The sequence below is a fragment of the Flexivirga sp. YIM B11880 genome, assembly GCF_058148645.1.
The window spans coordinates 472,581-494,627 of record NZ_JBMAMH010000001.1; the positions used below are offsets into that span (position 1 = coordinate 472,581).

Here is a 22,047-nt window from a genome sequence, read left to right on the forward strand (position 1 = left end):
GGCGGCCATTATCCGGCTTCGGACAACCGATCCAGCAGCCGCGGGACGCACAAGCTGATCTGCCGGGCGAGGAAGCCGACGGTGCCGACCCGGTCGGCGAGCTCGTCGCCGGCGGCGGCGTGCAGATAGCCGCCCCAGACCGCGGCTTGAGCGGCGTCGGCGCCGCGGCTGAGCAGTCCGGCGACAAGGCCGGCCTGCACGTCGCCGGATCCGGAGACGCCGAGCCCCGGTCCGCCGCGGTCGATCTGCCAGGTCTGGTCGGTGGGTGTCGCGACGACCTTGCCCTGGCCACCGAGCAGCACGACCGCCCGCGTCTGGTCGGCGAGCCGACGAGTGGCCACCACGACTTCGTCCCCGTCGGGTTCGTCGTCGGCTTCGAGGGTGCGGGTGAGTTCGTGCGGGTTCATGGTGAGGACGGCGCGGCCGTCGAGGTGTGCCACGCCGTCGCGGTGGCGGGTGAGGTATGCCGACGCGACGGCGTCCAGCACGACAGGAGAGCGCAACCCCGGCAGCAGCCGGGTCATCAGATCCGCCGACGCCTTGGCGTCGGAGAATCCGGGTCCGAGCAGGACCGCGTCGGCCTCGGCAGCGAGTTCCTGCACCCTGTCCGCCGCCTCCGGTGCCAGGTTTCCGTCGTCGTCGATCGCCATCGGCACGACCAGCGCTTCGGGGACCGCGACCGCGAGCGCGGCGGCGACCGGCTCGGCGGTCGCGATCTGCAGTTTGCCGGCACCGGCGCGCAACGCGGCCTCGCCGGCGAGCAGCACCGCCCCGGGAGTCAGCGCGGTGCCGCCGATCACCAGGGCGCGACCACGTGCTTCCTTGTCCTCGCCCGGCTCGGGCAGCGGCCAGTGGCGCAACACGTGGTCGGTGACGGCGACCGGCGGATCGGTGTGTTCAGCGGGCACTTGCTGCTCGCTCGGTCTTGGACGGCTCGGTCGTCGTCGGTGCCGCGGACTGGTCGATGTGCTCGGCGTCGGCGAACGTGACCAGTTGCAGGCCTGCCTCGTCGGCTCGATAGCTGGTCACCGAACAGTTCGGCAGCGCAGTCGCTTTCGCAATGTCGAGCAGCTCCTTCTCGGTGAGCGACTCGACGACGTACCGGAAGCTCATGATCACGGCCTCGTGCGTGAACACCCACACGCGCTTGCCGGCATACCCCTCGCGCAGGTCGGCCAGCAGCGACCGGATCCGGAGGGCGACGTCGCACCAGCTCTCCCCCGACGGGGGCACGTAGTAGAACTTGCCGACGCGGGTGCGGCGCTCCGCCTCCTCGGCGAACTGCGCCTTGATGCCGACGGAGGTGAGGCCGTCGAAGCGACCGAGGTCGCGCTCGCGCACCCGTTCGTCGACGACCACGTCGGGATCGAGACCGGATTCGCGCAGGGCGCGCTCCGCCGTCTCTTCGGCGCGTCGGTATGGCGAGGTGACGACGAGCTCAGGACGACGGTCGGACCCGAGGTTCGTCATCAGCCGCCCGACCGCGTCCGCCTGCTCGCGACCGGTCTCCGACAGCGGCACGTCCGCGTCGCGGACGTCGAGGTCGAGCCGCTTGGCGCCCGCCTCGCGGGCCTTCCGGTCGGCGACGTTGCCGATGCTCTCGCCGTGGCGGACCAGCACGAGTTCGCTCGGGCCACGGTCGCCCAGCAGCAAGGTTCCGCGCGGCATCAACTCACCGTGTCGGTGTCGCCGTGCACGTCCCGGTCGATGTCCTCCGGGTCGTCGGTGTCGTCAGCGTTCCGGTCGTCCTCGTTCCGGTCCTCACTGATGCCGCCGCTGGCGACGTCGTTCTGCGCGCCGCCCGTCTCCGACTGGGCGCCGGGCCCGCCGTCCTGCTGATCGACCTCGGCCCGGTAGGTCTCCGGCTGGTCGTCCTTGGCTGCGTTCATCGGTCGTCACTTCTCGTCTCGTCGCGGTGCCGCCCGGCAGTGCACGTCGCGCGGCCTTCGTCACGGCCTGTTACCCAGCGGGGCAAGACTTACCCGTCCGGCTCGCCCTCAGCCCCGACCCACGGCGCAGCTGATGCAGGTCCGCGCAGCAGGTCTGGCCTCGAGGCGACTCGGCGAGATGAGCTGCCCACAGCGCTCGCAGAACCCGTAGCTGCCGGCAGCGAGCCGGTCGAGTGCGGCGTCGATCTCGGCCAGGTGACCGCGAACCTGCTGCGCGAGCGCGGACACCTGGGCCCGCTCGAAGGCGATGGTGGCGCCCTCGGGGTCATGCTCGTCGTCCGCGTTGGAGTCGCGGGACGCCTCCACCACGTCGTTGAAGTCGCCGGTCAGATAGCCCAGCCGGCGCAGCGCCTGCTCGCGTTCTGCTTCGAGCAGTTCGCGCGCGCCGTCCATCCGGTCATGCTGACACGAGTCGGGGCTAGGGTCGACTTTGTGCACGAACACACGCGATTCGACGACGAGGCAGCGACGTGGGACGACGACCCCGGCCATGAGAAGCGCCAGGTTGCCGTCGCCCGGGCGATCGAGCGGGCGGTGGAGCTCGACTCCGGGATGCGCGCTCTGGACCTCGGTGGCGGCACCGGCCGGCTGAGCATCCTGCTGGCCGACCGGGTCGGCTCGGTCCTCGTGACGGATCCGTCCGCCGGGATGGTGCGGGTCGCGCAGGAACGGATCGCAGCGGCGGGCCTCGCCGACCGGCTGCGCCCCATACAGGCGGACCTGACGACCGACCGGGTCGACGGGACCTATGACGTGGTGTGGAGTTCGATGGCGCTGCACCACGTGCACGACATCGATGCGCTGTTCCAGGCTGTGGCGACGCTCTTGGGCGAGGACGGCCGGCTGGCCGTCGCGGATCTCGACGCGGATCCGGAGGGGCTGTTCCATGCGGACAAGCCCGAATTCGATGGGCATGACGGATTCGATCGCGACGACCTCGCCGACCGGCTGGCGCACGCCGGTTTCACCGACATCCGCTTCACCGACGCGACCAGCATCACCAAGGGCGACCGCGAGTTCGGCCTGTTCCTCTGCACCGCAACCAAGGCGTAGCGACCCGAGCAGTCAGCGGCGGTAGAGCAGGTATTGCCGCCGGGTCCGGTCGAACGCCCTCAGCTCCGGCTGCCACGCCGCCACGATCTGCGCTGCACTGTCGCCGGCGGTGAACATCTTGAGGAACCGGTCCGACCCGGTCAGCAGGTTGATCCAGCGGCCGGCGTCGCCGCGCCAGTCGAACTCGGCATACAGGTCGCGCAGCGTGGTCATCATGGTGGTGGCCGTGCGGATCGCGTCGACGCGGCTCGGCTCGATGATGTGCACTTGCACGCCGCCGCAGACCTGGCCGGCGTTCTTGGAAAAGGTCGGGTTGAAGTACGCCTCGCGGAACTCCACGCCGGGCAGGTTCTCGCCGGCCAACCGCTGCGCCCACTTGTAGTCGACGTATGGCGCGCCGATCAGCTCGAACGGCCGTGTGGTGCCGCGGCCTTCGGACAGGTTGGTGGCTTCGAACATGCACGTCCCCGGGTAGAGCAGCGCGGTGTCGGTCGTGGGCATGTTCGGTGACGGCATGATCCACGGCGCGCCGGTGCCGGCATACAGCTCGTCGGGTGACCAGCCCTCGACCTTGACGACGTCGAGGTCGATGACCTTCGCCCCGGCGACGGTCGGCATGAACTCGCCGTTGAAGAAGCGCGCCAGTTCGCCGACTGTCATGCCGTGCTGCTGGGCGATCTTGTCCAGGCCGACGCCGGAGGTGAAGCCGTCCTTGAGGACGGGTCCTTTCGCTTGTCCGCCAACAGGATTAGGCCGGTCGAGTATGACGAACCGCTTGCCGAGTTTTGCGGCGGCGGCCATCGCGTTGTACATGGTCCAGATGTAGGTGTAGAACCGCGCGCCGACGTCCTGGATGTCGAAGACGATCGTGTCGACCTTGGCGGTCTGGTAGTAGCCGGCGAACTTCTCGATGGTGGCGCCGTAGGCGTCATACACGGTGACGCCGGTGCGCTCGTCGACATACGTGCCCTCGGACTCGCCGGCCTGCGCGGTGCCGCGGAAGCCGTGCTCGGGTCCGAAGACACCGCCGATCTCGACCTTGCCGGACTCGACCATGACGTCGACGATGCTGCGCAGCCCGTCGCGGACGACGCCGGTCGGGTTGGTGATGACGCCGATGCGCTGTCCGGAGAAGACTTTCCAGCCGTCACCGGCTGCGACGTCGGCGCCGCAGCGGAAGCCGGTATGACGGCGCCCGCTGGTCGCAGCACTCGCCCGCTCCGCGGCACCGACCGACAGTGCTCCGGCGCCGGTGATCGCCGCCGCGCTCAGGAAGCCGCGTCGGCCCAGGCGCCCGTTGCTGAATTCGCTTGTGTTGTCCATCATCCGAGCCTGCCGCAGCGGGGTGACGCGGTGGCGGAACGCGGGCAATTGTTTTCGGAAGCTGTCAAGTAGTGGTAATCAACGACCTGAGCCGGCCGAGCTTCGGCAATATCGGTGAGCGGTGCCGGATCTTCCGCCACACTCGTGCTCCTCACGGTCACTGAGTGAAAAGGGGGGTGTCGTGGAGGAACCGGTGCAGATAGTGCGTGTTCAGTCGCTGAGCCGGTGTGCCTGCGGGAGGGCATGGGCCCAGGTGATCGGGCGGGCCGCATCGGAGGACGCGGCACATTGGTGTGCTTGTGGTGCCTGGCGGACATCCAGGCCGGACGGCCGCGGCCTCGACGACGGGCGGGTGCGAGCGCGTGGCCGGTGCCCGCGACGCGGCAGCGTCATACAACGGCTGCCCGGCGGTCAGGATCGGGCCGGCGGCGCTGGACGGCCGTCCTCATGGCGGCATCGGTGTTCGTCGCGGTCGGCGCCCTTTACCTGCAGTCGCACGTCTTCGGCGCGTCGACGAGCACGGTGGCGCACGGGCTGCACGTTCCGGGCACTGATGTAGTCGTCGGGGACGGCTCGTCACTCGTGAGTCAGCACAGCCGCGGGGCGCGTGGCCTTTGGCCACCGGTGCCGAGCGACGCCAGCGCGCACCCGCTCGGCGCTCCACCGGCCTCGGCGTCGTCATCGCGTGAATTCGCTTTCATGAGAACGATCTCCGGTTCGGACCGCCCGGTCGCGTGGGATCCCTGCCGACCGATTCACTTGGCCGTCAACGACACCGAGCAGCCGGTCGGCGGCGAGCAGCTGGTCGAGGAGGCGGTCGCGCAGGTGAGCGCGGCGACCGGGTTGCGCTTCGTCATCGACGCACCGACCGCGGAGGCACCGTCGACGACGCGCGGTCCGATGGACAAGAATCGGTATGGCGACAGGTGGTCGCCCGTGCTGGTGGCATGGACCGACCCCTCCGTGATCCCTCGTCTGGCGGGACGGGTCGCGGGTCTGGCCGGGCCGTACGGAGCGCCGTTCTCCTCCCCTGACGAGCAGCACTGGGTGAGCGGCGAGGTCGATCTCGACGGCCCGGACTTCGCCGAGATCCTGCGTCTCCCCGACGGCTGGCCGCTCGCGCGGGCGATCGTGATGCACGAGCTCGGCCATCTTGTCGGACTGCAGCACGTGCCGGACGCCCACGAGCTGATGAATGCCGAAAACACCGGCCAGATCGCCTTCGGGCCGGGCGATCGGGAAGGTCTGCGACAGCTCGGCCTCGGGCCGTGCTTCACCGACTGACGGGCGTTATCGGTCGCCGGCGAGTTCCTGCAGGTGCCGATGCATCTCCGCCATACCGTCGTTGCCGATGCGCGGGTCGGCCGACTGCCCGCCGCGCATCACCTCGTCGAGGTAGCGGCGGTCGGCATCCAACCGCTGGCGCGCATCCGTGCCGATTCGACCGTGACCGGGCACGACGAACTCCGCGAGATCGACGACTTCGGCGAGCCGGTCGAGACCCGCGAGGTATGCCGGCACGTCGTCGGGCCAGAACGGCAGCGGCAGTTCCACGTCGCTGAGCATGTCGCCGGGGAGCAGCACGCGCTGGCGCGGAAGCCAGAGCGCGGTGTGGCCGGGCGCGTGGCCGTCGTGGATCACCAGTTCGATCTCGAAGCCGTCCGGCAAGGCGTCAGTCGCCAACTTCGTTGTGGGACACACCCGACCCATCAGGTCCGTGAGCTCGGCCGGGAAGTCGCCGAGGGCCTCAACCAGCTCGTCTCGTTCGGTGACGGCGAGTTCGGCTGTTTCCGGTGACGCCCAGCGCGCCGCGTCACCGAACCCGGGATGCCACAGCAGGTGGTCGTGATGCGCGTGCGTCGCGAAACCACCGATGACTTCCAGACCCGCTCTCGCGAGATCCACTGCCAAAGAGTCCAGTTCGTCCGGATCCCAAGCCGGATCGATCAGGAAGGCATGGCAACCGTCGGTCAAAATGGTCGAAGTCGTCACCATCCGACGGCTCGTGGTCACCCAGACGCCAGACGCGATCTCGGCTGCGTTGCGGAACACCACGTCATCCTGTCAGGACCCGATTGCCTGGGCCGATCTGGAAGGCCTTGCGGCACGGTCATTAAGGCATTTACGGATGTACTTCGCCCGTGATCGGAAAGATCGGCGGCAAGCCGGACTTCAGCGGCATCAAGCCCGGTGCGGTGCCGCTGGGTGCGTTCTCGATCGTCGCGCGATGCGGAGTGGTGCGCCTGCACATCGCAGGTGCACCACTCCTTCTTGTGTCGAACTGGACAGGCGGCGGGGGATGCCACGAGAACGACGCAGGCAGACGACCTGCGAGTCCTCCCGTCTATAAGGTCAGGTCCATGGATCAAGCTCACCGCAGCAGGTATGTCGACCTCATCCAGCTCCTGGTCCGCTACGGGCGCTCCGACCTGTTCGCGGGCGCCAGGGCCGACGAGTTCCTCACCGAGGATGCAGAACCCGACCTCGACGAAGAGGCGCCGAACCAGCTCGTCGAAGATCTCGAGCGCATGGGTCCGACGTACATCAAGCTCGGCCAACTGCTTTCGACGCGAGTCGACCTGCTTCCCGCGCCGTACACCGAGGCGTTGACCCGGTTACAGGACGAGGTCGAGCCGTTCCCCGTCACGCAGGTCCGGGAGATCATCGAGGCCGAGCTGGGAGCGCCGGTCAAGAGCCTCTTCTCCGAGTTCGACGACAGCCCCCTGGCCGCGGCGTCCCTGGCGCAGGTTCATCGGGCCGTCACGCGCAACGGCCGTGACGTCGTCGTGAAGGTCCAGCGGCCCGGCGTGCGTGAGCGCGTCCGCGACGACATGGAGGTGCTTGCTGGCCTGGCTGAGAAGGCCGAAAGACACACCGACGGCGGTCGGCGCTTCCAGGTCGCCTCGCTGCTCGCGCACTTCCGACGCTCGCTGGCGGACGAACTGGACTACCGGCGCGAGTCGGCTAACCTCGTACGTTTCGGGGAGCTGACCCAGCCCTACGAGCACCTGCTCATCCCGCAGCCGATCGCGGACCTATCGACCTCCAAGGTCCTCACGATGGACCGCGTTACCGGGAAACCGGTCACCGATGTCGGCCCGCTTGGTCTCCTCGAGGTCGACCGATATCCGCTGGTTGAGGAACTGTTCAGCGCATACCTGCGGATGATCTTGGTCGACGGCACGCTCCACGCGGATCCCCACCCGGGAAACGTGCTGTTGACCGAGGACGGGCGCCTCGCGCTCATCGACTTCGGGATGGTCGCCACGGTCCCGAGAAGGGTGCAGGGCAAGATCGTGAAGCTGCTGATGGCCCTCAGCGAGGGTGACGGGGAGGAAGCCGCCCTCGTCCTGGCAGAGATGGGCCACGCCCTCGCGGGCTACGATGCGGCGCGGTTCCGCGATGACGTGTCGCACCTGGTGTCGAGCGCAGTGGCCCTCCACGGCGAGGTGGAGGTCGGCACGGTCCTGCTCGAACTGTCACGCCTCTGCGGGGTTCACGGGCTGCGACCGCCGGCGGAGATGGCCATGGTCGGCAAGACCCTGCTCAATCTCGACCAGGTCATCAAGCATCTTGCCCCCGATTTCGACCCGACACAGGCGATCCAGGAAAACAGCGAGGAGATCCTTCACGGCGGGCTGTCGCTTTCGCTGTCGGGGGCGCTCTCCTCGGCCATCGAAGCCAAGGACTTCGCCGCTCAGCTGCCGAGGCGGGCCAACCGCATCCTGGATGCCCTCTCCGACGGCGAGCTGGCCGTACGGGTCAAGACCATCGACGAGGTGCGTTTCCTGTCGGTCCTCCAGCGGTCGGCAAACCGCCTGACGATGGGCATCATTCTCGCGGCCATCGTGGTCGGTGCAGCTTTGATGATGCAGGTCCGGACGTCCAGGACGATTCTCGGCTACCCAGCGATAGCAATGACCTTCTTCCTGCTCGCAGCGATCGCCGGCGGGGTCCTCATGGCCGCGATCGTCGTCGGCGACCGGAACGCACAAAAGGCCGCCCTGCGCGATCGCGACGGCTGACCCCCGTTGACGCGCTGTGCTTGCTCGTCCAGAGTCGATCTGCCTGGTGCACTGTCGCAGGTCAATAGCGCCCGTCCACCAGGCCGTAGTCGTAGTGGGTTCTCGCGCCGACCAGAGGTCGTGCGAAGCATCGCCGATCGCATTCGGGTGCGGTCGATCCGGCCGAGGGCCGGGTCGGGTTGCACCGGCCAGGCGTCGATGTTCGGGTCGAGCGCGGTCCGCAACCATGCGATGCTCGCCTGCTGGATCAAGGCGACCCGGGCGGGGCTCTCGTCGGTGGTGTGCGGGTCCTGGGCGCCATAGATTCCGCCGAGGGAGTGCTCCCCTCCGTGCAGCGTCAGCAGATCCGTGATGCCGCGCGCGAGGCGGAACGCGTCGGTGAACCAGTCGGGGCCGCGCACGCTGAGCGCAGAGTCGTCGGCGTCACCGGCGATCAGCAGCGTCGGCGTGGTGAGGTCGCTGTGCATCGGCGCTCAGCAGCGCGAGGAGTACGACGCCACGAAGATGGTCCAGGTTCTCCTGTCCGGCCTGAGCTACGCGGACCGCTGAGTACGACCGCACACCGTGCCGTGTGCGACGGGTCACACGGGGAATCGGCACAATGAGGACATGCGTGCCGAGCACATCGCGACGTCAACTCACTGCGACACCCCGGACGCCGTGATCGATCGACGGCGGGTCGCCGAGCTTCAGGCGTATGACGTGCTCGGACGCCAGGCGCCGAGCGAGCTGTTCGACCTGGCGCAGCTGGCGGCCGTCGCGTGCGCCGTCCCGAGCGCGGCCGTCAACCTGATCGATGGCACCGAGCAGCACGGCGTGGCGACATACGGCATCCCTACCTCCGTGTGCACGCGGGACGAGTCGATGTGTGAGATCGCGATGCACGAAACGGACACCGTTGTGCTGCGTGACGCGCGGACCGATGAGCGGTTCGCCGACAATCCTTTCGTCACCGGCGTTCTTGCGGATGTGCGGTTCTACGCCGCCAGCCAGCTGCGCACTCCGAGCGGGGTGACGATCGGGACGCTGTGCGTCTTCGACACCCGGACCCGTGACCTCACGCCGGCGCAGGCCGACGCACTCGACACCCTCGCCCGCCAGGTGATCGAGGTGCTGGAGCTGCGCCGGCGAACCTCCGAGCTGGAGGTGCTGCTCGCCGAGCTCGACGCCGCCAGGTCGGAGCTACGCAGATCCAACGAACAGCTCGGCAGCTTCGCGCACCAGGTCAGTCACGACCTGCGCAACCCGCTCACGGCGATCATCGGCTACCTGGAGGTGCTCCACGAGACGACCGCGATCTCAACGGTGCCCGAGCTCGAGACGATGGTGGCGCGGGCACGACGCGCAGGCGGGCGGATGATCGACCAGATGAACGAGCTGCTGGACTACGCACAGGTCGACGGAGTGCTCGGCAGTGCACCGGTCGACCTCGGTGATGTCGCCGAGTCCGTCCAGGAGGATCTCACCGAACTCATCCAGCGCCGCTCCGCGGAACTCACCGTGGTGGATCTGCCGGTTGTGCGCGGCGACCGTCTGCAGCTGCACTCCCTCTTGCTCAACCTGGTCACCAACGCGATCAAGTACACCGACCCGGACGCCGACTGCACGGTGCAGATTCGCGGACAGGTCCGCGGCGGCCGCGTTCGGATCGAGGTCGCCGACCGCGGGATCGGCGTTGCGCCAAACGACCAAGACGACGTCTTCGAACTCTATTCGCGAGCGCGGCAACTCGACGTCGACGGCCACGGCATCGGGCTGGCTACCTGCCGGCGGATCGTCGAGGCGCACGGCGGCACGATCGGGCTCGAGCCACGGTCGGGTGGCGGCACGCTTGCGTGGTTCGAGCTTCCAGCGGACGTCTGAGCGCAGCTCTCCCTCCGCATTGGTGCGCAGTCCGGCAACTGTCCGTCTGCTCTCGCGCCGGCGACGACTACTGGCTGCTGGCGGGCGATCGGCCGCCGACGGCGCGCGCCACCGGAGTGTCGCCACGGTCCACCTGCGCAGTGAGCTCCGCGTGGTGGGCCGGATGGTGCCACCGCCGCCGAGCGCCATACACGAGCGCGCCCGCAGCGAGCAGGACGAAGCCGATGAGGACCTGGACCCACCCGATGAATACCAGCTGGCTGAGCGCGGTCACGAGCCCGAGAGCCGGGATGACCGGCCCGCCCGGCAGGCCGATCCCCTGGTCGTCGTGCCGGCGGAGCGCGACGAAGGCCCCGATGTTGATGACGGCCATGGCGCCGATCGCTGCGACGTTGGCGAGGGCCACGACCGACTCGGTCGAGCCGGAGAGGAGGAGTACGACATACACCACCGCACCGCCGAGGACAGTCACGGTCGGATGGCCGTGCCACATGCGTCCGAGGAAGGTCGGCACGTCCCGGCTCTTGGCCAAACGCACCATGATGTCGGAGGAGCCCAGGATGTTCGCGTTCGCCGCGGAGAGGGTCGAGACCAGGGCACCGATCGGGATCAGGATGCCGCCCCAGGACCCCATGAGGTTGCTCGCGGCACGTCCCACCGACGCCTCGTCATACGTGTGGATCCCGCCGGCGAGCAGAGCGACGACGACGCCGAGGTAGACCACCGCGACGATTCCCATGCTCAGGACGATGGCCCGTGGGATCGTGCGCGGCGCGTCCTCGACGTCCGGCGCCATGTTGCAGACGACGTTGAAACCGAGGTAGGCGACGAAGAGCAGGCCGCTCGTCGTCACGACCGACATGCCGCCATGGGGAACGAACGGGCTGAAGTGCGCGCGCCCCAGGTGGATGAACGCGAACACGATCAGCAGCACGAGGATGCTGATCTTCACCGCGACGAGCACGGTCTCGGCGCGCCCGATGAGGTCGGCCGGACCGAGGTTGAGCAGGGTCAGCAGAACCGCTGCCGCGAGTGCCCACACCACGGGCGACACGCCACCGACGAAGAAGTCATGGACATAGGTCCCGAAGGCGCCGAGGACGAACGCCACGCCGATCACCCCGCCCACGTAGAACGCCCAGGACGCCAGGAAGCGCCAGAACGGTCCGAGAGCCCGGCCGACGTATGCGTACCCTGACTCTCCCGCTCTCGCCCGGCTCGCGACCACGGCGAAGGAGAGCGCGGAGAGCAGGACGAGGATCCCGGCGAGGAGGAAGGACACGAGAGCGGCCGGTCCGGCCTTCTGCACGGCGATCCCGGAGAGGACGAAGACACCGGCTCCGACCATTGTCCCGACGGCGAAGGCGACGCACGAGAGGAGTCCGATGCGTCCGTGGCCGGACTTCGTGGTGGCAGGTGTGGTGGAGGTCCGGCTCATCGGGCGAGGGCGTGTGGTCCGCGGGGCACGGGGCAGGCGTACCCGCCATTCTCTCCACCGAACCGCTGCGGGGTATGCCGCCCGATGTCGTCCGCTTCGTGAGCCGGTGATTGAGCAGTGTCACCCGGTGGGTGCCGAGGAGCAGGTCATCGCGAGCTGTCCGGCGTCCATGTCGGGAGCGGACCGTCCGGGTATGGCGAACAGGGCCGCCGGTCAGCTCCACTCGATCTTGACGATCCCCGGATCCGCGCTGTTGAAGGCCACCGTGTGCTGCAGTTTGTTGGCCCGGAAGATGCTCAGCGAGTAGCGGTCGCCGGTGCGGTCGGTGAAGTACAGGTACATCGACCCCGAGAAGGCGCCGTGCGGACCTTCGGCGACCACACTGACGACATAGCTGTAGAAACCGGACTGCTTGGCCAGTTTCACGCTGTAGACCTTGGCGCCGCTGTTGCCGACGATGCACGAGCTGAGGTCCTCGCTGCCGTTCATCGTCACGGTGCCACCGGGTTGCAGACAGCCGATCTCGGACATGCTGGTCCCGCTGGTCTTGCCCGCATCCGTCGTGCTGAACGGTGCGGTGCCACCGGGCGGCACCCAGCTGCCGGACTGGTCGATCGACACGACACCCAGATCGGGCATCAGGTAGGAGCCGCCACCGAACGCCCAGGTCTGGTTGGAGTTGAACACCTGGTCGGACCGGCACAGGTTCCACAGCTCCCCGCCGGGGGCGTGCCACTGTTCCAGCGAGATGAGCTGGCCGTTGCTCTGGACCTTGCTCGGGAAGAGCGCCTGGATCTGCTGCACGGTGGTGTCGGTGCCACCGCGGGCGAGAATGTCGGCGATCGACTGCTGGGACAGTTGAGCGGCGGCGCTGGCGGCCGCGGCGCCCGTGCCGCCGTTGAGCATCGTGTCATCGCCCCAGATCACATAGTCCGAGCCCTGCGCAGAAGCGGCGGCGACCGATCGCCCGTCGAGGACGTCGTGCAGCTCGTTCGTGACGATCTGCACGATCGGGCTGTCGAGCATGGCGAGGTAGGACTGATATGCCTGGTCCAGGTTCTGTCCGGCGGCTGCCACAACTCCGGAGTTGGCCGTCCGCTGCGCGAGAGTGGGTTGCTCCTCGGTGGTCTGCGGGTCGGTGCCGAGCCCGTCATACGCCGGGTCGTAGAGCCGCCGGTTGGTCAGACCCGGCTGGTTGCCCGGGGTCAGCAGCTTGAAGGCGTCCCAGTTGTAGACCGGCAGGAGCGGGATGCCGGTGGCCCACTCGATGAACCACTGCATGACCAGCGTCTTGTTGACCAGGTGCCCCGCGGCGAACGAGTCCTGCAGGAAGTGATCGGCATAGCCGTGCGCCAGCCAGGCCTGTCGCACGAGCTCACTGTTGCCCGTCTGGTACGCCTGCTTGGCGGTCGCCACCGCCACGGAGTAGGAGGCCTTCCACCGCCACCAGGTGTATGGCGCGAAGTGACAGGCGTTGCGGGCCAATGACCCCTTGTAGTGGTCGCGACCACTCGGGCCGAGACCGCGGGTCAGAGAGTCCAGCTGCTCGGTCTCCAGGATCGCAGCGACCGAGCCGGGGCAGAAGGACTGCAGCCACGAGGTGAAGTCGGGTTGCTGGTCAGGCGTAGTGCGCAGCGCGTTGAGCTTCTCCCAGCCCTGATGCCGGACCATCTGCAGGATCGGCAGCATGATGTCCGCGGAGAGTTCATCGATCTCGGCGGCCCCGGTGAGGAAGTCGGCCATCGTGTTGAGCTCGCCGTAGGTGACTTGCAGCCCGCTGCCGGTGAGGGTGACCATCCGCACGGGGAACCCCGCCAGTTCGGACACTTTCACCGGGTCGATGCTCGTCGGATTCGCTCCGAGGTAATCCAGCAGAGCGCATGCGCTTGCCAGCCCTGCGTCGCGGTCGCCTCGGCTGCCCTGACCGGCGACGAGGGCGTTGAGCAGATTGGTCGGGGTGTCGCCGAGCAGCCGGTGCTCGAACGAGTCGTGGCCCTGGAGCCGCCATCCGGGTTCCTGGAGGTCCCGGCGGCGCGGCGGAAGCGGCCGATCCTCCGCCGTGAGCCGGCCGAGGGCGGTCGCCTCGGCCTCCATGGCCGCTGCTGAGTCGTCGCTTCGGTGCCAGCGCGCACCTTCCGTCTGCTGCAGCACATGGACCAACTCGTGTGCGAGCACAGCTCGCCGCTCGGCCGGGCCGGCGAGGGCGAGAGCGCTCTCGTCGAGATAGACCGTCGACCCGAGGGTTGCGGCGATCAGCTCTCGGCCCCGCAACGCACGGGAGACAGCGTGACCACCGGCCCGTTTCACTGTCACCGGATCGGCACCCAGCTGCGCGGCGAGGGCACTGAATCCGTCATCCTCCGATCGACGGTCGGGAGACGGAACTATTTGTGGTTTACGAAGATTCGCGGATGTGAACGCAGACATGTCATGCGCCTTCGTCTCAGTGGGTGACTCGCGAGCGGAGCGTTGGCCGGCGGCCTACGCGCCCCACTCGATCTTGACGATCGCCGGGTCGGAGCTGTTGTAGGCGACCGTGTGCTGGAGCTTCTCCGACTTCCAGATGCCGAGTGCGTAGCGGTCGCCGGTGCGGTCGGTGAAATAGAGGTTGAGCCAGCCGGAGCCGAGTCCGTGCGGGCCCTCCGCGACGACGGTGACGACGTAGCTGTAGAAACCGGACTGCTCGGCCAAGGTGACGCTGTAGAGCTTGGCGTTGCTGTTGCCGACGATGCACGGGCTCAGGTCGATGCTGCCGTTGATCTCGACCTGATCACCCGGGTTGAGCGGTCCCCCGACCGGCACGCACTCACCGCTCTTACTGCCACAACTGTTGTTGGTGAACGGGACATTACCCATGACGGAGTTCCTCTCGAAAACGGCCAGGACGAATCAATGGAGTTCGTCGAGTCCTCAGCTAAGAAAAATGGAGGTAGCAAGGTGCTATCTGGCGCAATGAGAGTCGATCGCGGGAGCCGTACCTTGTTCCCGAAGTGTGCTCCCGCAACCGTTTGCTGTCAATAATTCCGTGCATCCCCGAATTGAAGTGCGGCGGACTCTTCCGACTGCGCGTGGACAAGTGCCGTGTCACCGGGCAGCGCGCCGGCCGATCAGGTTGAGTCACCCGCTGTCCCAGGGGCGTTCGCAGAAATGGCTTCTTCACGAAAGCGTATGGAACTGTTAAGTCTTTGGCAATTTTTGAAGCAACTCGGCCGGCCTGCGCCACACTTGTGCTCAGCAGCTTCCGACCGCCGATGATCGGCTCATGTCGCTTTCCAGCTGCTTACCGAACGATCATTTCGGTTGATCAGTTATGCCCTAGAGCCAATTCCCCTGCACATTCATCCCCCGGCATATTCACATTCGTCATACCTGCTCAACCGACGCTGCGCAGATACTTCCCGAAGTGCGGCACGGTAAACGCAATGCGGCCGCGCTCACCGGAGTAGATCAAGCCCTTCTTCAGCAGCGCGTCCCGCGCCGGCGAGAGCGACTGCGGCTTGCGGCCGAGGACCTGGGCGACAGCGGCAGTTGGCACTGACTCGACGCCGTCCCGTTCCTCGTCGGGTATGTCGCTCGCGGCGTCCGCCATGGCTCGCAGGTATTCACGTTCACCGGGGGTGGCTCTCTCATAGCGAGATCCGAAGAATCCGACCGCGAGCTCGGCCTCCGCTGCGGGTGCTGCCACGTCGATGTCGGCGGCGGTCACCGGTGAGCCGGGAGCAACATCCCACGCGACCTTGCCGTAGGCCTGGATGAAGTAGGGGTAGCCGCCGGTGGCGGCATACATCGCATCAAGCGCGGCGTCGTCGAACTTCGCGTCCTCCTCCTGCGCCGGCGACTGCAATGCCTTGTCCGCCGCCTCCCGCGGGAGGCGGTCGATGCGGGCGTAGCGAAACAGCCGCTCGCTGTAGGACTTCGACGCCGACAACACCGCCGGCAAATGCGGCAGGCCGGCGCCGACCACGATCACCGGCAGCGACGCCTGGCTGATCTCGTGGCACGCCGCGCACAGCGCCGACACGTCCTCCGGATCCAAGTCCTGCATCTCGTCGATGAAGATCGCAATGCCGCGGCCCATGTCGGCCGCCAATCCGCCTGCGTCGGAAAGCAATTCGACCAGATCGATCTCGATGTCGCCTGAGTCGGCACGGCCGGTGACTGCGGGTGCATCGATGCCAGGGTTCCACCGGTCGCGCAGTTTCGCGTTCGGGCCGGCGTCGCGCTGCGCGAACGCCTTGATGACGCCGAGCACCTGGTCGACGTCGGCCTGCTGGGAGTGGCCGAGCTCGCGCACCGCTTGGTGGAGCGCCGACGACAGCGGCCGGCGGAGCCGCTGGTCGGGCCGGGCCTCCAGCTTGCCGGTGCCCCACTTGGCGCGAACAGCCGATGAGCGCAACGAATTCAGCAGCACTGTCTTGCCGACGCCGCGCAAACCGGTCAGCACGATCGAGCGCTCCGGACGGCCGCGCGCGACGCGCTCCAGCACCACGTCAAAGGTGCGCAGCTCGTCGTCACGACCGGCCAGCTCGGGCGGCCGCTGCCCGGCGCCGGGCGCGTAGGGGTTGCGTATCGGGTCCACGCGAGGACTGTATGGGCTTATCTAGGACTGGACTGATACATCCTTAGCGTGTCGCATTGGACGGGCGCGCTGACCTCGACGCGGGCTCGCCCTTGCGGGCTCGCCCGGCTCGGCCACCACTTAGAAACGCTCCGCTCGACCACCGCTTGGTGAGACTCTCCAGGGCGGTTTCGACACGGGCTCGGCCAAGATTTAGAACCTTGGCCACGGCTCAGCGCAGAAGAGTGGCGAGCAGTTCGGTGCCCACCAACAGCAGCACGATCAGACTGGTGAATGCTACGTTGCGCCCGTCATACCGCCGGGCCTGGGCGCCTGCCGATGAACCGCGACACTGGTATCGCACCCCGCTGCTCCGGAAGAGCATCCCGCCCAGCATGACGGCGAAGACGGTGCAGAGCAGTGCCGTGCCACCGAGCTCGGCATACGTCAGCCGACTGATCGCCGCGGCGCCCGCGACGAGTGACAGCGCGGTGCGCTGCCAGGCCAGCGCGGTCCGCTCGTTCTGCAGCCCGGGCAGCTCCCGAGCACTCTCCACCACGTCGGGATCAGCCGTAGGTGCGGTCACACCGCCACCAGCAACCCGACAGACATCGCGACCACGCCGACCGCGACCAACGACGAAAGGCGACTCGACGGCAACGGTTCGCCACGCCGCATCGCGCGCTCGGCCAGGCACCATCGCAGCCACGCCGAGAGCGCACAGACGCCACCGAGCACGAGCAGTCCGAGCGCCAGGGAGTGCCGAACGGGATACGACCACGACAGATGCACCGACTCCAGGGCCACACCGCCGGCCACCAGAGCCAGCGCGGTTCGGATCCACGCCAGGAAGGTCCGCTCGTTGGCGAAGGAGAAGCGGTAATCCGGGTCCTCCCCGACTCGATAAACCCAGCGCGGCCACCGTCCCTCGTCACTCATCCCGAACCTCCATCTCCGGACCCGGCACGGGCCTGCCGTGGTGCAGCTCGCCATCGGCGCGCACCGCTGCGCTGAGCAACGTCGCGCCGGCCTCCTGGTGCCGGGCGATCAGCTTGTTCCATCGGCGCAGGTCCGCACGGCTCTGGACCACAAAACTCTGCGCCGCCGGGTTCAGGCTGCCCGGCCGGTGCACGCTGCCGAAGTAGGTCGAGATCAGCGGGCTCGTCTCCACCACGACGGCGCCGAGCCGGTGCGCCGCCACCGCCATACGAAGCGGCAGGAACGCACTGCCGCTGCCGTTGAGGACAAGCGCGAGTTGTGCGTGCCGGTTCGGCACGCACGCGGTAACCCGCGGCTTCACCGAGGCATCCTGCAGCGCGGTCATGACGACATGGCTCTCCCGGACGGCCGCGTTGCTGGTGATGAGCGGTATGCCGTCCAGGTCGGCCAGCTCGACGGTCGAATCCATTGCCGTCTCATGAGTTTCGGGCGGCATGACGAGCAGCAGACGTTGCTGCCCGAGGTCGACCCGCTCCAGCCCTGCCACCGGAATCGGATAGGTGGTGAACCCGATCTCACAGCCCCCGGTGAGCACCTCCTCGCACAAAGTCTTCGCGCTGTCGTACTCCGCAAGCTCGATCTGGATCCCGGGATAGAGCCGGCTGAACGAGCCGCTCCAGGCCGCGACAGCCTCGCTCGACATCTCCGGCATGGTGCCGACGCGCAGCGAGCCGACCTGGATGTCGCGGGCGCCGCTCATGATGTCCTTGATCGCGAGCAGATCGTCGAGGACCTTGCGGGCCGGCTCGACCAGCAGTTCACCCGCCGGTGTCGGCACCAGGTTGCGCCCCGTGCGGTGGAAGAGACTGAGGTCGAGCTCGCGCTCCAGCCGCTGGATGCCCTGGGACAGGGACGCCTGGGCGACGCCGAGGTGCTCCGCGGCGCGGTTCATGCCGTGGCAGTTGACCACGGCCAGGAAATACTCCAGTTGACGGATCTCCACGAGTTCGATTCTTCCTCGGTGAGCAGCTGCTCACACGCGATAGGTGTCCGGCAGTGAGCCGTGCTCGCGGACTGAGCGCACCATCGCCCGGGCCAGGTTGCGTTCGTGGATCGGCGAGGACCCCTCGTAAATGCGCAGGGCCCGGACGTCGCGCCACATCCGCGGCACCGGGTGAGGGCCGACGATGCCGGCACCGCCGAGCAGCTGCACACACCGATCCGCTACGTGACCGACCATTTCGGAGCAGTAGAGCTTGGCCGCCGAGATGCGGTGCCGCGGAATGCTGCCTCGGTCGAAGGCAGCCGCACAGTCGAGCACGAGAGCTCGCCCTGCTTCCAGCTCCGCAAAACTCGCACCGAGGACCGCCTGGACCGCGCCGAGGTCGGACAAGGGTGCACCGAACTGCTTGCGATGGTTGAGATGGTCCACCGTCTCTTCGAGCAATCGGGTGCCCTGGCCAACACAGGTCGCCGCGACGTGCAGGCGCGCATGGTTGATGCCACGAAGCGCAGCCTGGAATCCGCGGCCTTCAACGCCGCCCAGCAGGTTCGTCGCCGGGACGACGACGTCGGTGAACGAGATCTCCCCTACGGGCGCCTCCGCATGGCCGTTCATGAGTCCGGGCAGCGACGTCTTCACGCCAGGTGTGTCCGCGTCGATGATCAGCGCCGAGACGCCGCCACTTCCCTCGTCCGCCGGATCGGTGCGCACGAAGGCCAGGAATGCGTCCGCCCAGGCGGCGTTGGTGATGTAGCGCTTGGCGCCGTTGACGAGGTAGTCACCGTCGCCGTTGTGGATCGCAGTCGTGCTCAGGCTGGCGGCGTCGCTGCCCGCGTCCTCCTCGGTGAGTGCGAATGCTGTCACCTGCTCACCGGCAGCCATCCGGGGCAGCAGCGTCGACTGCTGGTCCGGAGTTCCGTGGTCCAGGATGGCTTGCGAGCACAGGCCGATCACCGTCGAGAACCGGGACCGGTAGACGCACGAGGCACGGGTGAACTCCAGGGTCAGCCGGACCTGCTGCTCCATCGACCATTCCAGGCCGCCGAACCGGCGAGGGATGGAGATGCCGAAGAGTCCGAGAGCCGCCATACGATCGACCAACCGCTGCGGGACCGCAGCAGCTGCAACCATTTCGTCCTCGGCCGGAATCAGCTCCTCAGCGGTGAAGTCGGCGATGGTGCTCACGTAGGTGTCGAAGTCCTGGCCGTAGATGTCCGCGTCGATCACCGGCGTGCTCCTTGCTGGTCGGTGTGAATGGTCCCGGTGGAGATCAGCCGGTCGATGTCGTCCTCGCTGTGGCCGAGCTCGTGCAGGATCTCCCGGCTGTGCTGGCCGCACGTGGGAGCGGACAGCGAGCAGGTGCGGCGTGCTCCGTCGATGCTGAACCCGAGGCCGGGACTCGTGCTGCCGTTGCCGTTCGGCTCCAACACATCGACGAGGATGTCCGACGCCAGGACGTCCTTGTCGTCGGCAACATCGGCGAGGGAACGGATGGCGCCGCACACGATGCCCGCGGAGTCGAGCACTCCGATGGCTTGCGCGCGGGTCATCCCGGTGAACGCCTCGCTCAGCGTATGGAGCAACTGCGGCCGATGTGCCACGCGGGTCGCGTTGTCAGCATACCGAGGGTCAGCGATCAGCTCCGGTCGGCCGATCAGGCGACACAACGCCGCCCATTTGTGATCGGTGTATGCCGACAGGACGATCGCACCGTCGTCGACCTGGATGACGTCGGCAGCCGGGGCGGCGAGAGCCTGGCCGTTGCCCTTGCGGGCCGGAGCGATCCCGGTCTGCTGATATTCGTTCCAGAGCGCGGCCTGCAGCGAGACGACCGCCTCCAGCAGGGAGGTGTGGACCTGGCCTCCGCGACCCGTCGTGGCGCGACGGCACAGCGCCGCCAGGATGCCGGTGGCCAGAGCGTTGGCCGCGCTGATGTCCGCGATGGCGACGCCGACGCGCTGCGGTTCGCCGTCCGCCTGGCCGGTGGAATACATCAGGCCGAACTCCGCCTGCGCCGCAATGTCCAATCCCGGACGGTCCCGCGACGGTCCGCGGAGTCCGAAACCGGAGACCTGCGCGTAGATCAGTCGCGCGTAGCGGGCACAGAGCTCGTCGGCTCCGAGGCCCAGCCGTTCCGCGGAGTCGGCGCGAAAGTTGTGGATCAGCACGTCCGCACCGGCCAGCAGTTCGTGCAACACCGACAGTCCGTCAGCCCGCCGCAGATCCACGGCAATGCTGCGCTTGTCCCGGTTGTATGCCGCGACCATGGCCTCGCCGAACAGTCCGATGTTGCGCGCTTGGTCGCCCGTCGGGCTCTCCACCTTGATCACGTCGGCGCCCAGATCGGCCAGGACCTGCCCAGTGCCCGGTGCGGCGATGTACTGGCCGAGATCGAGCACGCGGATGCCGTCCAGCGGCGCGGTATCCGCGGTCACTTGGCACCACCGATCGAACGCTCGAGGGCGACGGTCTCGAGGGTGGCCCGTGCACGTTCGGGATTGACCAGCATGCCGCCGATCCCACCGAGCACCGCGATGATGATGCCGATCCACAGAAACCCCTGTGCGTAGCCCGCGGCCGGCGTCTTCGCGTGCTCGATGACCATTCCGAGCGCGTATGGCGCGGCGATGCCGGCGAGGCTGTAGACGCCGATGATGCACCCGAAGAACGCGGTTCGCTGTTTCGCGGGCAGGAAGTCGGAGGCACCGTGGAAGGCGATCAAGAAGGGGACACTGTTCACCGCGAAAGCCACGACCACGAGGGCAAGCTGGATCGGACCGGGCTGGAGACGGGTGAAGAGAGCCATCGCCAGACCGCCGATCACCAGCAGCACGGCGGTGAGCCGGCCGCGGGCGACGTGCGAAGAGTGACCACGCCGCAACAGCCGGCCCGAGAGGAGCCCCGCACCGAGCAGTACCACGATCGTCGCGAGGTAAGGGAGGATCATCAGGTTTCCGGCCGCCTGGTGCGAATACCCGAGTGCCTTGTGCAGATAGGCCGGCAGCCAGGTGACCTCCAGCGCGGCGATGAGATAGCCGGCAAAGCACGCCATCGCCAGGTCCCCAGAAGCTGCGCAGCGCCAGGAGCCTGCCGAACGGCACGTCGATGTCGACCACTGGCTCCTCGGCGAGAGGCTCGCTGTCGCCACGGTTTTCGATCCATCCGGGCACGACACGGGACGCAGATCGCCGCAGCGGGAAGCGGTCGACATACAACAGCCAGCAGACCAGCCACACCGCGGCACAGACGGCAAGTACCGCGAAGGCGGCATGCCAGGAGAAGGTGAGGATGACCCAGGTGAGTGCCGGCGCAGCGATGAGCGGGCCGACGGACGATCCCGCGTTGACCACTGCGCCGGCGAACGCGCGGCGGTTCGGGCCGAAGAGGTCGGCGATCGTGGACTGGCACAGCGCGTGGGTCGGACCCTCGACGAAACCGAGCACGATCCGTGAGGCCAGCAACCCACCGAAGGAGATCGGGAAGATCGCGGGAGCGAGGCAGATCAACCAGCTCAGCATCAAGAACGCCGCGGCCCACGTGTAGTAGGTCTTCTTGAAGATCCAGGTGAACAGAATCGCTCCGGCCGCGAAGAGCCAGAAGAACGCGCTGCCCAATAGTCCGAACTGTGCCGCCGAGATGCCGAAGTCGCTCCTGATCTGGTCGCTGGCCAGGCCGACGACCGCCTTGTCCGCGAAGTTCAGGCTGAAGAAGAAGAACAGGAGAATCGTCACGCCCCAGGCGCGCCGTCGGTTTCGCGTCACTCGGCTGCTCGGCATGGGCGGGTGTACTTCCAGGGTGGTCATGAGGTCTCCGTCTCACCGGGAGGTCGCTCGCGGGTCGGGGTGACCCACATCACGATCTGGTCCTTCCATGGCACCAGCGGGACCCACGCCCTA

Annotated in this window: 21 protein-coding genes and 1 pseudogene; 5 read left to right on the forward strand and 17 right to left on the reverse strand. The window is 67.7% G+C overall.

Annotated features, from left to right (window positions below; all coding sequences use genetic code 11):
• Positions 1-8: 8 nt before the first annotated feature.
• The 4 genes from ACN8HC_RS02260 to ACN8HC_RS02275 all read right to left on the reverse strand — a co-directional run bounded on the left by ACN8HC_RS02260 (position 9) and on the right by ACN8HC_RS02275 (position 2,342).
• Positions 9-908, reverse strand: coding sequence for an NAD(P)H-hydrate dehydratase (locus ACN8HC_RS02260; protein WP_490073243.1), 900 nt, complete (start codon positions 906-908; stop codon positions 9-11).
• Positions 898-1,668, reverse strand: coding sequence for a histidine phosphatase family protein (locus ACN8HC_RS02265; RefSeq protein ID WP_490073244.1), 771 nt, complete (start codon positions 1,666-1,668; stop codon positions 898-900). The genes ACN8HC_RS02260 and ACN8HC_RS02265 overlap by 11 nt, the downstream gene beginning before the upstream one ends.
• On the reverse strand, positions 1,668-1,889 hold the full coding sequence (locus ACN8HC_RS02270; protein ID WP_490073245.1) for a hypothetical protein: 222 nt from the start codon (positions 1,887-1,889) through the stop codon (positions 1,668-1,670). Before ACN8HC_RS02270 ends, ACN8HC_RS02265 begins: the two co-directional genes overlap by 1 nt.
• A 108-nt stretch (positions 1,890-1,997) precedes the next feature.
• Positions 1,998-2,342: a TraR/DksA family transcriptional regulator gene (locus ACN8HC_RS02275; protein WP_490073246.1), complete on the reverse strand. Its 345-nt coding sequence runs from the start codon at positions 2,340-2,342 to the stop codon at positions 1,998-2,000.
• A gap of 39 nt (positions 2,343-2,381) precedes the next feature.
• Between ACN8HC_RS02275 and ACN8HC_RS02280 the strand changes: the two genes are divergently transcribed.
• Positions 2,382-3,002: a class I SAM-dependent methyltransferase gene (locus tag ACN8HC_RS02280; protein WP_490073247.1), complete on the forward strand. Its 621-nt coding sequence runs from the start codon at positions 2,382-2,384 to the stop codon at positions 3,000-3,002.
• A 12-nt stretch (positions 3,003-3,014) separates the two neighbouring features.
• Here the strand turns inward: ACN8HC_RS02280 and ACN8HC_RS02285 are convergent, their stop codons facing one another.
• Entirely contained in the window at positions 3,015-4,325 is a 1,311-nt protein-coding gene (locus ACN8HC_RS02285; RefSeq protein ID WP_490073248.1) for an exo-beta-N-acetylmuramidase NamZ family protein, read from the reverse strand.
• A gap of 699 nt (positions 4,326-5,024) precedes the next feature.
• Here ACN8HC_RS02285 and ACN8HC_RS02290 point away from each other — a divergent pair.
• The gene (locus ACN8HC_RS02290; RefSeq protein WP_490073249.1) at positions 5,025-5,609 is read left to right on the forward strand and encodes a M10 family metallopeptidase domain-containing protein; all 585 of its coding nucleotides are present in this window, start codon (positions 5,025-5,027) and stop codon (positions 5,607-5,609) included.
• A gap of 6 nt (positions 5,610-5,615) precedes the next feature.
• Here the strand turns inward: ACN8HC_RS02290 and ACN8HC_RS02295 are convergent, their stop codons facing one another.
• Positions 5,616-6,320, reverse strand: a complete 705-nt coding sequence (locus ACN8HC_RS02295) for an MBL fold metallo-hydrolase (protein WP_490073678.1) — start codon at positions 6,318-6,320, stop codon at positions 5,616-5,618.
• A gap of 365 nt (positions 6,321-6,685) precedes the next feature.
• Between ACN8HC_RS02295 and ACN8HC_RS02300 the strand changes: the two genes are divergently transcribed.
• The 3 genes from ACN8HC_RS02300 (at position 6,686) to ACN8HC_RS02310 (ending at position 10,213) form a co-directional block, all read left to right on the forward strand.
• Positions 6,686-8,350: an ABC1 kinase family protein gene (locus ACN8HC_RS02300; RefSeq protein WP_490073250.1), complete on the forward strand. Its 1,665-nt coding sequence runs from the start codon at positions 6,686-6,688 to the stop codon at positions 8,348-8,350.
• A gap of 378 nt (positions 8,351-8,728) precedes the next feature.
• A complete protein-coding gene (locus ACN8HC_RS02305; protein WP_490073251.1) occupies positions 8,729-8,899 on the forward strand; it encodes a hypothetical protein in 171 nt (56 codons plus the stop codon).
• A 60-nt stretch (positions 8,900-8,959) separates the two neighbouring features.
• On the forward strand, positions 8,960-10,213 hold the full coding sequence (locus ACN8HC_RS02310) for a sensor histidine kinase (RefSeq protein WP_490073252.1): 1,254 nt from the start codon (positions 8,960-8,962) through the stop codon (positions 10,211-10,213).
• Between the two features lie 67 nt (positions 10,214-10,280).
• Here the strand turns inward: ACN8HC_RS02310 and ACN8HC_RS02315 are convergent, their stop codons facing one another.
• The 11 genes and pseudogenes from ACN8HC_RS02315 to ACN8HC_RS02365 form a co-directional block, all read right to left on the reverse strand.
• Complete coding sequence (locus ACN8HC_RS02315; RefSeq protein ID WP_490073253.1) at positions 10,281-11,651, reverse strand: APC family permease; 1,371 nt, start codon at positions 11,649-11,651, stop codon at positions 10,281-10,283.
• Between the two features lie 213 nt (positions 11,652-11,864).
• Positions 11,865-14,078: an eCIS core domain-containing protein gene (locus ACN8HC_RS02320; protein WP_490073254.1), complete on the reverse strand. Its 2,214-nt coding sequence runs from the start codon at positions 14,076-14,078 to the stop codon at positions 11,865-11,867.
• Between the two features lie 54 nt (positions 14,079-14,132).
• Positions 14,133-14,507 (reverse strand): hypothetical protein, encoded by a 375-nt coding sequence (locus ACN8HC_RS02325; RefSeq protein WP_490073255.1) that lies wholly within the window; start codon positions 14,505-14,507, stop codon positions 14,133-14,135.
• A gap of 517 nt (positions 14,508-15,024) precedes the next feature.
• The gene (locus tag ACN8HC_RS02330) at positions 15,025-16,230 is read right to left on the reverse strand and encodes an ATP-binding protein (protein ID WP_490073256.1); all 1,206 of its coding nucleotides are present in this window, start codon (positions 16,228-16,230) and stop codon (positions 15,025-15,027) included.
• 211 nt (positions 16,231-16,441) lie between these two features.
• Positions 16,442-16,795 carry a DUF202 domain-containing protein gene (locus ACN8HC_RS02335; protein WP_490073257.1) on the reverse strand — a complete coding sequence of 118 codons (354 nt, stop codon included), beginning with the start codon at positions 16,793-16,795 and terminating at the stop codon, positions 16,442-16,444.
• A complete protein-coding gene (locus ACN8HC_RS02340; protein ID WP_490073258.1) occupies positions 16,792-17,148 on the reverse strand; it encodes a YidH family protein in 357 nt (118 codons plus the stop codon). The genes ACN8HC_RS02335 and ACN8HC_RS02340 overlap by 4 nt, the downstream gene beginning before the upstream one ends.
• Positions 17,141-18,151 (reverse strand): LysR family transcriptional regulator, encoded by a 1,011-nt coding sequence (locus ACN8HC_RS02345; protein WP_490073259.1) that lies wholly within the window; start codon positions 18,149-18,151, stop codon positions 17,141-17,143. The genes ACN8HC_RS02340 and ACN8HC_RS02345 overlap by 8 nt, the downstream gene beginning before the upstream one ends.
• Positions 18,152-18,181: 30 nt before the next feature.
• Positions 18,182-19,378, reverse strand: a complete 1,197-nt coding sequence (locus tag ACN8HC_RS02350) for an acyl-CoA dehydrogenase family protein (protein WP_490073260.1) — start codon at positions 19,376-19,378, stop codon at positions 18,182-18,184.
• Positions 19,375-20,586, reverse strand: coding sequence for a CaiB/BaiF CoA transferase family protein (locus ACN8HC_RS02355; RefSeq protein WP_490073679.1), 1,212 nt, complete (start codon positions 20,584-20,586; stop codon positions 19,375-19,377). The genes ACN8HC_RS02350 and ACN8HC_RS02355 overlap by 4 nt, the downstream gene beginning before the upstream one ends.
• Entirely contained in the window at positions 20,583-21,422 is an 840-nt protein-coding gene (locus ACN8HC_RS02360) for an MFS transporter (protein WP_490073680.1), read from the reverse strand. Before ACN8HC_RS02360 ends, ACN8HC_RS02355 begins: the two co-directional genes overlap by 4 nt.
• A pseudogene (locus ACN8HC_RS02365) lies at positions 21,352-21,954 on the reverse strand (MFS transporter); the annotation flags it as partial. The gene ACN8HC_RS02360 and the pseudogene ACN8HC_RS02365, both read right to left, overlap by 71 nt.
• Positions 21,955-22,047: the final 93 nt, after the last annotated feature.